Genomic DNA, 12,420 nt, shown 5'->3' on the forward strand with positions numbered 1-12,420 from the left:
ATGATTCATATCCAATAATCATGTAAAAAGGGAGGGAATGGAATGTACCGAAGCAATTCAAATCATACATATAACGGACCTTCCAAAGCACTGCCTCTCTCCCTATTTGATGTAAAAAATGAATTAAAACAAAAAAGCAAACTCATACATTCTGGCACGATGTATAAATTAACGAAAGAAGAGCAACTCATCATCAACAACATAAAAATACAAACAGAACAGCTAAATAAAAATAATGTGACAAGAACACGCGCATACTACCAATTTTACATTCAATATCCAGAAATACATTGGGCACTACTTGGGCATATGGTATCACGTAACGGCGGTTGGAATATGACTGATTTAAAGGGCGATTTATATACGAGAATTTTATCTGAGAAAGATCAAATTACATTCTTTTCTTTTTTAGAAAGAGGGAATTGGCTTATTTTCCAAGATGTATATCCTCAATTTCTGCTTTATGAACAAAGCGTAAAAAGAGCACAAAAACTATTTCACCTTCTCCCACACCTAAATGTTTCTACATTTATGGAAACGATGTGGAACGATTTTTGGAAAACAGGTAACAAAAAAACATTAGCCATTGCAACTATTATTAATGAACAACACTACTTAGAAAAAAGAGTGATTCAAAATATACAATTTAAAAAGACTGTACTTAATAGTATTGGATTTAAACTCTTTGATTTCTTTCAATTTAATCATATCCTTTTCCCATTCTACGAAAATGATAAGAAACTTAAAGTATTACTATTTGGTGATACAATGAAACATTTCACTTCCTTACACGAACGAATCTTAATTGGAAAAAGGTTGTATTCCTTATTATTTCGAGACACACATGTTTTATCTCAAATAATAAGCTGGGCCCAGCACCATCCGCATACAGGATCAAGGAAAGATTACTGGCCTCATTTATTTTCAAGTGTAAATGAATCTTTTTCCCGTGAGTTTTATAAGCGGCGAATAAAGAAATGCCAGTTGCGTAGTGGCGCTTATCGTATATACAGTCCTGCACTCATCTATGCGTGGCGAGATATGAGGCATGAAGAAGTTGACAGTGAAGATTGGTTTACGGACTGGCAAGTTGTAAATTACTTAGTAGATAAGGAGGAAAATATAAATGGACAAATTACAGAAGACTACTGTAAAACACTCGAAAAAATTGAGTTGGCAATTCTTGCAAAGAAAAACGTCCTCCTTCGAGAAGAAGAGTGATTTTCTAGCATTAACAGTTACAACCTTACTCTCTTCTATTATCGGAACTTGCTTAGATGCTTTCTTTGTTGCGAAACAAATGTATTCCTTTCCAGTTAGACCATTCTCATCCATATTTTCAGTCAACATTGGCTTTACTTTGTTTGTACTACCAATTTTAACAATGATTTTTATACAAATTTCAAAAACATTATCTACAGTTTCTAGAATTCTATTTATTGTTTCAATCGGTATTTGTGCTAGTATTTTTGAACAGATTACTGAAAAGTTAGGGCTATTTATGCATAGTGTAGATTGGAATCATACATATTCTTTATTTGGCTATATGATTTTCTTTTCTTTTATTTGGAAAGTATATCATTTCATACAAAAATGAAGAGACCATAATCGATCTCTTCTTAAGCATAATCTTCGGTTATTGTTAATGATGCAGGATTTTGAAGAATTTTTGAACGTAAACGGTAGGCAACGATTTTCTTCTTATATTGCTTGATTACATCAACATGTTCCTCATGGCTATATAGAGAAAACCTAATCTCTTTATTCCCTTTCTTCGTGTTAATAACGATTGGTGTTCCTTCCCCGTGCGGTGGGAAATAATGTTTATCTAAAAATAAAGCCTCATTAAATTCATGAAGAACTTGTAGTTTCATTTCTCCCTCTATATTCTTTCCATCTATCGATATAGAGGTATTCTCTTCTTCAAGTTTTTGATGCAATTCAAATCTACTAATAATTGATTCTACAACAGAAGTTGGCATACTAGAAACTAGTACTTTAAGAGCGCCAAAAATAAATAATGTCACTATAAACCATGTTGTCATTTTCATCATCTCCATTACATTTTAAAATATAAATTTCGTTCCATAAGGTATAAATATACTAATGAGTATTCCGGTTACAATCATCGTCACTGAACCAATCGTCGCCTCTTTCTCGCCTTCCTTCACGAGACGGCTCACACCAATAATATGTGATGCGCAGCCCATCCCCACCCCTTTTCCAATCGTACTTGTTATACGGAAAAACTTAAGTACTGTTGGTCCGATAATAGCACCTGTTATTCCTGCAACAACTACAAAACTAGAAGTCATAGATGGAATACCACCAATTTGATCCGCTAATGAAATGGCGATAGGCATCGTCGCTAATTGCGGCATTGTTGTTAATATGAGTTCCTTATCTATATTTAACATTCCGCCAATCACTACATTCATACTCGTTAAAGCCACTATCCCTACCGCTACGCCGATAAGTATCGACAAAAAGTTTTTCATAAGTATATTTCGCTCTTTAAATAAAGGTATCGCTAACGCTACAATTGCAGGACTCAATAAGCCGGAAAGAATGTCTCCCCCATTTGCTCTATACTCATGATGAGAAATACCAAAAATCAGAAATAAGCAAATCATACTTGCTGTAACTGTTAACACCGGTAACATAAATGGAAACGGAATTTTTTTATATAACTTTGTCGCCAATACATACATTACTACAGTAATAATAATTAAGACCATTTGCATCGTGCACCTTGTCTATTTTATTTTTTTGATGTTACTAATAATTGACTTATATACCCTGAAACAACCAAAGTTACCACCGTGCTTGCAACTACTAAAAGGAATGTAACACTCCCCTTACTGAAAAGAAAAGACCCGTATTCCATCAGCCCTGTTGTCGAAGGAATTAGAAATAACGGTAAAAATAAGATTAACTTTTCCGCACCTTCCTCAAACCACTTTAATGGTAAAATACGAGTAGAAAGGATCAGAAACAGCATTAACATCCCTATTAAACTTCCTGGCATTGATAAATGGAATACTCCTTGAATCCACGTTCCAACTAAACTAAATACATATAGCACGCCTACTTGAAGTAAAAGCGTCACGTACTTCATTTCTTTCCCTCATTTCAATATTACGCATCTCTATTATGAAATCTCATTTAACGTTTCCGCGAATCTCGTAATTCCCAGCTGAATTTGTTCGGCATTTACTCTCCCAAAAGTAAAACGAATATATTCACTTTTAGTACCTAAAACACTTCCTGGGACAAACGCTACACCATTTCGTATAGATTCGCCTAGTAAATGATATTCATCAAACGTTCCTTGCACTTTGCACCATAAATGTATTCCACCCTCTGGAACAAAAAATTCAACCTGGGCCCCTAATATTTCTTCAAGCTTTCTAATTAACACATCTCTTCTGTCTTTCAATTGTTCACGAAGCATTGTAATATGTGCATGAAAATCTTCTGATTCTAAAAATTGATTTGCCACCCACTGCGTAAATACACTATGGCCAAAATCAACTTGCTGCTTCGCATCCGCTAAACGTTCAATTACACGCGTTGGGCCAATTACCCAACCAATACGTAATCCTGATGCAACAATTTTTGATAATGAACTTATATAAAGAACATTCCCGTTTTGATCCATTGATTTTAATGTTGGATTCACTTCTCCATTAAATGAAGTTAAGCTATACGGATCATCTTCTACAATCGGTATCCCAAATTCAGAAGACAGTTCTAAAATCTTTTTACGTCTTGCTAATGAAAGCACAGTTCCCGTTGGATTTTGATAATCTGGATTCAAAAATACCATGCGAATACGATGCTTTTTATGCAAATCAATTAAGTCATCTGGATTCATTCCATGCTGATCAACAGGTAGATGGAATATTTTTAACCCCGCGGATTTAAACATCGGCAATGAAAAACAATACGAAGGGTCCTCAATTGCAATCGCATCGCCAGGTTTTAATAAGCATTGCACGATAAGATTAAGTGCCTGTTGTGCGCCGGATGTAATAAGGATAGAATTCGAATCCGCTTCAATTTGTTTATATTGCTGAACATGTGCTGCAATTGTTTTTCTCAACATTTCATTTCCAAGTGGATGGTCATAACCGAGGTTCTCCATAAAAGTTTTCTCCGACAAAATCGTTCGGAATCTATCACTCGGAATTAATTCTGGTGACAATTCACCACTCGCTAAATTAATTAAGTCGTCTTTTTGTGTTTCTGTTCTAATTTGTTGAACGAGTGGTACATTAGGTAAGAATGATCCATCCTCAACGTACCTACCCCAGTTCGGTATTCGTTTATGTGAAACACCCCATATGTCTGTATTTACCCGTGTCCCACTTCCTTTTTGCCGTTCTACTACTCCAAGTGATTTTAATTCTTCATATGCAGCTACTATCGTACTTCGGTTCACCTGTAATTCTTTCGCTAACATACGCTCAGAAGGTAACTTGCTGTCAGAAGGAAACTCACCTGAAGAAATGCCCCTTTCAATATAATCCGCTATTTGTTTATATACAGGCGTCTTATCTGCACGATTTGGTTTCCATTCCACCTTGTTGCCCCTCTCAAAACGAAATATACTTGATTTCCTAATAACAGTATTGACTGTAGTAATAGTATTAATTAATTACATGATTTAAAAATCTTTCTACCTTCATATTAAAGCTGCTCGGCTGTTCTAAATAAGGTAAGTGTCCACTATTTTTAAACTCAATAAAAGTTGTATTTTTCAAACGTCTTTCAAACTCTCTTACATATTTCTCGGGGACAAAATCATCATTTCCCCCTCTTATAATTAAAGCGGAACATGAAATATTCGAAAGAAATGGTCTTTGATCATAATCTACTAATTCAGCAAATAATCTTTGAATATGCACCGGATTAATAAACTGTAAAGATTGATAAAACCCCCTGACAATTACTTCATTATTTGCTACTCCCATCGCCTTCAATAATGTATCCGCCCATGTTTTCCCGTTATCATGTAAGCTAAGTAAATCATATACTTCAATTCGTTCTTTTCGATCTTCAGGCTCCAAATAGGGAAATGCATTTACAATAATTAAGCTAGAAACAAAATCTGGATATTGAATAGCAAAATCAATACCTACCCTAGCCCCTTTTGAAAGTCCACAAATGACTACTTTTTGTAACTTTAAATAATTGCATAACTCATACAAAACATTTACATATTCTTTAAAGTTAATTTCTAGCCCTTCAGATTTTCCATGCCCTGGTAAATCAAGAGAGATCACTGTCCATTTTTTCTTGAAATATTGCCTTTGATATAACCAATTATTTGCGTTTCCTCCAAGGCCGTGTAAAAACAATATGACAGGACCCGGTCCTTCTATATTGTAAAAAACCTTTCGATTCTTATATTCAAAATACATATTCATCACCTTCAGCTGTGGCATCACTTATTTTTATCTTTGAATGGATATATCCAAAACGGCTCTCTTTCTAGCCACTCGACTGTTTCCGGTACACCTTCTTCATACTCTCTTTTTAGTTCCGTTACTTTCGTCGCAAATTGTGATGCATGTGCTTGCAATGCATCTAACTTTGTGGGAACATATTCTTTCACTTCATTTTTAAAATGCGGAGGACCTATTTCCGCTTCATGATTCTTCGAAAAAGCTACCGCATAAAATGTTGGCCTTTTATATTCCGGAATATTAGCCAACGCCTCGGCCAACGCTTCTCCTGTTGCATCGTGATCTGGGTGTACTGCATATCCTGGATAAAAAGAAATGACCAATGAAGGATTCAATTCTTCTACACATTTTTGTATTACACGTCTTAGCTTTCCAGGAGTTTCAAATTCAAGAGTTTTATCACGATATCCCATCATACGTACATCTTTAATCCCTAAAATATTTGTCGCCCTCTTTAGTTCTTTCTCTCTTATAGTATATAATGATTCACGTGTTGCAAAAGGAGGATTTCCCATCGTTCTCCCCATTTCACCTAACGTTAAGCAAACATAAGTAAGAGGAACATTCCGCTGCGCATAAGCTAAAATTGTACCTGCCACGCAATATGACTCATCATCTGGATGCGGAAAAACAATTAAAACGTGGCGTTCATTTTTTATCAAAATCATACTCCTCCATCATACACAATATTAACCTTTTTCTTTCAAAACTATTAAATCACTACCGCATACCACGTTACTCCAACAAGTAGTACGAAAAGAAGAAGAATATAAATAGTTGATAAGTTTTTCACATTTTTCTTTGTAGACTTACCGTAATTCTCCTCCACATTTCGTGCAACTAACACGGTTCCAAACAGCGATACAATTACAATAATAACCACTAGTGAAATTGCAAAACTCATTGTATTTTCACCTCTCTAAGGCCAGTCTATTTTTATTAAGAACTTCCTCTTTAAAACGTTGATAACATACTACCTTTCTTCTCTTATCATAATAGATGTTTGCCAAAAACGGACCAACCACTTTTGTGTTTTTTTACTCATCCACTTTAAAAATAAAAAGCAACTGAACACTTATGATCAGTTGCTTTTTCGCAGGATTATTTATGCTAATTTTCATTTGAAATTAATTCGATTTAAAAGTTTAGTCTTTTCATAATGAAACATCGATTGAGATCACTCAAAAATTGTCCCGTTTACAAGACATACTGTATTTTCAATAAGAAGCGCCGGATCACCTTCATTCAATTCTAAAAGCTGGGCATTTTCTTTATTTACTTTTTCACAACTAATAACTTTATCGGCAAAACCAATATTTAATCGTAAATCTTCAATGAAATAACTGTATACAGAGCTTAATGCTATTTCTTTATTTAAATATGGAATAATATTCTTTTTGAAATAACTTACTTCAATAGAGAATGGTTTTCCATCTACAATTCTTAAACGCTTCAAAAAATATATCCTAGTTCCAGCTTCGCATTGCATCCGCTTTGCTATATCTTCGTCCGCATCTATTACTTCAAGCTCTAACACTTTCGTTTCAATATTTTGCGAAACGAGATTTTTCGTTAATCCACGTAAACTTCCTAAATTAATGTAATCTGTTACAGAAGTTTCGCGTAAAAACATACCACTACCTTGCACTTTAAAAATATACCCTCTATTTACAAGCTGACTAATTACTTTACGTATCGTATTACGGCTTACTTCAAATCGATTCATCAACGCTTCTTCTGTAGGTAGTTTTTTCGTTTCATTTGAAGGTCCTTTTTCAAATTTTGCAACGCAGCACTATATTGAGTATCTTAAAGTTTATACTACTGATAAATGTTAACAAACTTATTCTTCAATAATGAATTGTGAAATTAGCATTTCTAAATTTTCGACTTTCTTTTTCATTTCATTAGATTTCGTCGTTATTTCTTGAATCAATGTAGCTTGTGCTTGAATTGATTGTACCGTTTGATTCGTTTCTTGTGCGACTTGTGTTGCAGTTTCAGAAACTATTGATAAAGAGGCATTCACTTCTTCTGTCCCAGCAGACATTTCTTCTGTGGCAGCAGACACTTCTTGAATTTGGGACGTTATTCTATTAATATCTTGCATAATAGATGAAAATGCGAGTTCTGCCTTATATGCTGCTTCTTTACCACCACTAGCCTGTTGTTGACCCTTTTTCATTACATGAACTGTATCCTGTGTATCTTGATGTATAAAACGTAATAAATTATTTATATCATTTACAGACGTTTTAGATTTCTCAGCCAGACCTCTTACTTCAGCTGCAACTACTGCAAATCCTTTTCCATTTTCTCCGGCGCGTGCTGCCTCAATTGCAGCATTTAAGGCCAGTAAATTCGTTTGTTCTGCAATATTAGTAATAATATCTAGCGCTTCTTCAATTTGTTGTGTACGTGTAACAAGTCTATCAATGACCTTAGAAGTTTCTTCGACAACTTCATTCACACTATTCATTTGACGAATAGATTGTTTTATGACTTCACTACCAGAATTTGCTTGGTCTATTGTTGCAACAGCAACTTCAGCAACCATCGCTGAAGATTCAGCTACTGTTTGAACTCCAGTTGCAATTTCTTCCATCGCAGTTGAACTTTCTTGAATACTAGTCACTTGTCCCTCTATTTCTTTATTTATTTCAGAAGTAGTTCGAACAACCTCGTTTGATATATTTGCTGCCGTTTTTGTCTCTTGTAACATATTTTCAGTTGAAATGATCACTTCTTTTGCTGTAACCTTCACCTGACCGACTAATTGTTGCAAATTATTTAACATACTATTAAAAGATTGTACAATATGGCCTAATTCGTTCTCCGATTTATAAGAAGTTCGAATTGTTAAATCTCCAGCAGATACTCGTTCCATATCTTTTTGTAATAATACAATTGGTTTTTTTATAACATTTTTTATTATAAAACCAATAAAAATAATTATTATGATTCCAACAAATGAAATAATTACAAATGTTATTATTGTATTTTTCACACTATTCATATTCTCTTTTTGTAGTTGTTCAGCCGCGGTATTATTATATAAAATAAGTTCACGAATAGACTGAATTGTTTTTCCCATATTAGGCTCAATTTCTTTTAAATAATAGCTATACGCTTCTTCATTATTAGTCAGTCCCAAGTCCTGTGCTTTCTTCATTTGTATTCTTAAATCTTTGAATTGACTTTGAAATGCATTATACAAGCCCTTTTCTTTATGAGAACTAATTCTAGTTTCAAATTGTTTTAATAACTCATCATTTTCTTTCCTAGTCTTATCCATTTCTGTTATTAGTTCTTTCATTCTTTTTTCATCTTTCGATATCATAATCTCCATAAAATTCATATTAACATGGTAAAAATTTGATTCTACAGTTCCTATCCATTCAATTGGTAATAGCCTTTCGTCATACATACTAGAAGATGTATTTTCACCTTTTTGAAGCCCTAAAAACCCTAGAGAAGATAACATGATACAAGCCAAGCTCGATATAATGACTAACACATTTAATTTCGTTCCAATTTTACTATTTTTAATAAAAGACAACAATTCCACCTCATCTGTATATTATGCTTATATGTTTTATATTACAATAATATTCGACATTTATCGACATTTTTTCGTGTCGATTTTATAACTGCATTAAATTATTATATTAACTATATAAACCTATTCAAAGAACTTTGATTCTCATAACATCAAATACTAAAATAAAAAGTCTTATGGGAATTCCACAAGACTTTTTATAGCGTTACATTGTTTCTATGAAATTATGGTGAAACTTAAAGTGACTTATTAGTTCTTATAACTTCTTGATAGAGAATCGGTGACCACTTATCACTAACATAATCTTGGATCACCCAACCAACTCTTTTTGGATCCTCTTGTTTAATATATGCCGCAATTTCGGGATTTATATAAGAGGCATAATAATATGGGCTATTCCATGCTGTACCACCAGAAGACAAGCTTGTAAAATTAACATATAGATGATTTAAATCCTCACTATTGTTCATCGTTTCATTGATCGTATCTTTAATAGACTTTACTTTCTCATCATAACTCACTTTATATTTATCTTGTACGGTTACATTTACATTTTGATTTACAGTTGTCGTAAACGTCTCATTATCTGGCCAATAAAAATTATTATATCCTCCAGATTCATTACTACCACTATATCTTTTTAGTAGTACAATTTTCCCTCGAGCATCTCCTAGTTTTATATTTCCTTCTGTTTTTAAAAAGATAGGATCAACAAAATATTTTTTTTCAAACGTATTACTAAATGAACCTTCTGCCCCTTTCATATCCTCATACTCTTTTTTTAAAGACATAATAATCGTTTCACTGGGATTATCTTTTAAAAATTGTTTCGCTTCGTTTATGAATTCATGCAGTGTTACATAAAGATATAATGGGCCATGATGAAGAACTATCGTATTATCATCTGTTAAACGCCCTCTTATATCAAAAATTCTAGCTCCATGATCCATTTGGTAACGAAAATCATATTCTTGCGTCATTCCCCATACTTGCTTAATTGGATTTTGTAATTTGAACGTACCACTATCATGTGTTCCTGGAATTGAAATTCGTGCTAACGGGATATTATCAGGTATAGGCTGCATCCATTTTGACCAATTTTCAAGTTCAATAACAGAGCTAGCTGCAACGACTTGCTTATCATGTAAAGCAAATACAGATGTGATAAATATCATACTACATATGAATAATTTCAAAATAAACTTCTTATTGCTCATTATTATTCCTCCTTTTTCCGTTTTATATCAAACTTATTGAATATAATATAATCTGTTGAGTAAAAAATAAATAATATTTCATCAATATGAAATATTGCATAAAAGTAAAGTTAAAAAATCATTCACATATGAATTAGAAAAATTTAAAGGAACTTCATCTGAAGTTCCTTTCGTTTATTTTATATTCAATATATATGAACCATCTTTATTCTCATACTTATAAACATATAAATAATATTTACCTGGCTTTGCATTATAAGTTCCTTTAACTACATTCCCTTCATTTTCACCATATGCTACATAGTTGTTTAAATCTGATTCATGATGAAGTACCCATGTCATTCCAATGTTTTGTTCATTTAGTAGAGAAATATTAATATTTTCTGGCGAGTCAATTTGGAAAGTAAATACATCTACCTTATCACGATTATGTAGTGTTCCTTTCATTGGTGTATGAAAGTTAACTTTATTTGCCTGTCTAGGTTCATTATTTGGTTCATTTTCTGTTACTTGTAACTCATTCCCACCGTTCGGTTCTCTTTGTTCATACCCTAAGTTTACTAGTATAGACTTCAAATCTGGTAAAACACCAATTTTATCTGCATATGGATTTTTAGATTTCGTTCCAGTGTTATGGTTACTTAATATCGTTCTTAATTCAATTGGTCTATACGGTTGTCCTAAATTTTTTTTAGCAATGCTTTGTACTAAAGTCGCTGCCCCAGCAATAATTGGCGAAGCACTAGATGTTCCACTAAAGCTTGTAGTATAAAGATTTACAGCACTTCTACTTTGCTCAGCTGTAGTTGTATCTACGTTTTCTCCCCAGCCATACACATCAATACGGCTTCCATAATTCGAAAACCACATACGCTCATGAGGGAAAGATGAGGAGCCCGCTCCTACCATAATTGCACCTGAATCTTTAAAATCTTTACTATTACGATTTAAAATTTGTTTACCATTTCTATCTTTAAATTGATCTAAATCATTCCAACCATTTGCTCCAGCTTCTATAATGACAACACCTTTATCTGTACCAGCACGAATTGCATCAAAGATATCTGGTTGTACCTCAACAGGTAAATATTTATCACCGTATCCATCAAAGGAAGCCTGTGCCTCTAATAATAAAACATCCCCAGCTTCTAACTGATTCACAGCACTTAATATTGCATCAGCTGTATTATACTGTCCGTTATCTCTTATTTGAGAAATCACCTTTGCTTTCGCTTTTGGCGCAATCCCAATATTCCCAACTTTATTGTCCTCAGAGGATACAATTCCTAATACAGACGTCCCATGACCGACATGTTGATCTATATTTATTCCAGACATTAATTCAATATTTTGGTGTACTAAATCCTCATGATTTAATAACCATCCATATTCCATATCAACAAAGGTGACATCGCTTCCCTTACCGCCTTGAACTCCCCAGGCGAAAGGCGCATTAATACCGTATGGTGCTGCTTCAAGATAACCTTGTTTTTCATATCTAGGATTGTTATTCGGATTAAAAGATACACTTAATGGTTGTACCTCCGGTGGTGTTATTTTTTCTTGTTTCTTCATATACACATCTTCTATTAAAGAAGATGTCTTTAACTTATCTACTAGTTCTTCTTCATGCCCACTATTTTGAGTTTGAAGAATATAGTAGTTTAATAAACTTGTAGATACATTATTGGGTGCTTTCACTTCAAGGTTTTGTATTTGTTCCGGGCTTACAGATGTGAATAAACGAGTAAATGTTACATCTGGATATTCTGTCAAAAGATCTTTTATTACTTTATCGTTCGTTTGAGATTGTATTTGTTTTTCAATACCATCTTCATATGGGAATTTCAAATCTGCTTTAAATTTCACAATGATTTGCTTATCTGTTTCTTGTTCTATTCCTAATTTACTCTGCTGTTCTATAGAATCAGCATGTACACTATTGACAGTGCCTCCTATTCCTAAAAGTGTTGTAATGATTACAGTTGACGCACACATTTTTTGAAATATTTTCATTACATCAATCCTCCTATTAATAATTATTAATCATTATATTAATCTATAATAATTTTATTTCTATTACGTATTCCCTTTCTACTAAATAGATTATAGTAATCAGAAATATGAACTTCAATGTATTTTCATATGCAATATTTCATATTCGGACTCTACA

12 protein-coding genes and 1 pseudogene are annotated in these 12,420 nt (G+C 33.3%); 2 read left to right on the forward strand and 11 right to left on the reverse strand.

The genetic code is table 11. The features are described 5' to 3' along the window. Positions 1 to 42: 42 nt before the first annotated feature. Both J0835_RS18320 and J0835_RS18325 read left to right on the forward strand, forming a co-directional pair. The gene (locus J0835_RS18320; protein WP_087981617.1) at positions 43 to 1,221 is read left to right on the forward strand and encodes a DUF2515 domain-containing protein; all 1,179 of its coding nucleotides are present in this window, start codon (positions 43 to 45) and stop codon (positions 1,219 to 1,221) included. Next, positions 1,184 to 1,597, forward strand: a complete 414-nt coding sequence (locus tag J0835_RS18325; protein WP_140386876.1) for a CBO0543 family protein — start codon at positions 1,184 to 1,186, stop codon at positions 1,595 to 1,597. Before J0835_RS18320 ends, J0835_RS18325 begins: the two co-directional genes overlap by 38 nt. Positions 1,598 to 1,619: 22 nt before the next feature. Here the strand turns inward: J0835_RS18325 and J0835_RS18330 are convergent, their stop codons facing one another. The 11 genes and pseudogenes from J0835_RS18330 to J0835_RS18380 form a co-directional block, all read right to left on the reverse strand. Beyond that, positions 1,620 to 2,045, reverse strand: a complete 426-nt coding sequence (locus J0835_RS18330; RefSeq protein WP_087981618.1) for a YfmQ family protein — start codon at positions 2,043 to 2,045, stop codon at positions 1,620 to 1,622. 21 nt (positions 2,046 to 2,066) lie between these two features. Beyond that, complete coding sequence (locus J0835_RS18335) at positions 2,067 to 2,738, reverse strand: LrgB family protein (RefSeq protein WP_087981619.1); 672 nt, start codon at positions 2,736 to 2,738, stop codon at positions 2,067 to 2,069. A gap of 23 nt (positions 2,739 to 2,761) precedes the next feature. Then, positions 2,762 to 3,118, reverse strand: a complete 357-nt coding sequence (locus J0835_RS18340; protein ID WP_087981620.1) for a CidA/LrgA family holin-like protein — start codon at positions 3,116 to 3,118, stop codon at positions 2,762 to 2,764. Between the two features lie 33 nt (positions 3,119 to 3,151). After that, positions 3,152 to 4,585 (reverse strand): MocR-like pyridoxine biosynthesis transcription factor PdxR, encoded by a 1,434-nt coding sequence (gene pdxR, locus J0835_RS18345; protein ID WP_087981621.1) that lies wholly within the window; start codon positions 4,583 to 4,585, stop codon positions 3,152 to 3,154. A gap of 67 nt (positions 4,586 to 4,652) precedes the next feature. Continuing rightward, complete coding sequence (locus tag J0835_RS18350; RefSeq protein ID WP_087981622.1) at positions 4,653 to 5,426, reverse strand: alpha/beta fold hydrolase; 774 nt, start codon at positions 5,424 to 5,426, stop codon at positions 4,653 to 4,655. Positions 5,427 to 5,449: 23 nt separating this feature from the next. Further along, the gene (gene bshB2 / locus J0835_RS18355; protein ID WP_087982711.1) at positions 5,450 to 6,130 is read right to left on the reverse strand and encodes a bacillithiol biosynthesis deacetylase BshB2; all 681 of its coding nucleotides are present in this window, start codon (positions 6,128 to 6,130) and stop codon (positions 5,450 to 5,452) included. 53 nt (positions 6,131 to 6,183) lie between these two features. Next, on the reverse strand, positions 6,184 to 6,375 hold the full coding sequence (locus J0835_RS18360; RefSeq protein ID WP_087981623.1) for a hypothetical protein: 192 nt from the start codon (positions 6,373 to 6,375) through the stop codon (positions 6,184 to 6,186). 273 nt (positions 6,376 to 6,648) lie between these two features. Then, positions 6,649 to 7,242 (reverse strand): annotated as a pseudogene (locus J0835_RS18365) (GntR family transcriptional regulator); the annotation flags it as partial. 72 nt (positions 7,243 to 7,314) lie between these two features. Then, positions 7,315 to 9,030: a methyl-accepting chemotaxis protein gene (locus tag J0835_RS18370; RefSeq protein WP_087981625.1), complete on the reverse strand. Its 1,716-nt coding sequence runs from the start codon at positions 9,028 to 9,030 to the stop codon at positions 7,315 to 7,317. A 236-nt stretch (positions 9,031 to 9,266) separates the two neighbouring features. Next, positions 9,267 to 10,247: a phosphatidylinositol-specific phospholipase C gene (locus J0835_RS18375; RefSeq protein ID WP_087981626.1), complete on the reverse strand. Its 981-nt coding sequence runs from the start codon at positions 10,245 to 10,247 to the stop codon at positions 9,267 to 9,269. A gap of 174 nt (positions 10,248 to 10,421) precedes the next feature. Next, the gene (locus J0835_RS18380; protein ID WP_087981627.1) at positions 10,422 to 12,263 is read right to left on the reverse strand and encodes a S8 family peptidase; all 1,842 of its coding nucleotides are present in this window, start codon (positions 12,261 to 12,263) and stop codon (positions 10,422 to 10,424) included. Between the last annotated feature and the right edge of the window lie 157 nt (positions 12,264 to 12,420).

The organism is Bacillus cereus group sp. Sample62 (genome assembly GCF_036851315.1).
GTDB classification, from domain to species: Bacteria; Bacillota; Bacilli; order Bacillales; family Bacillaceae_G; genus Bacillus_A; species Bacillus_A wiedmannii.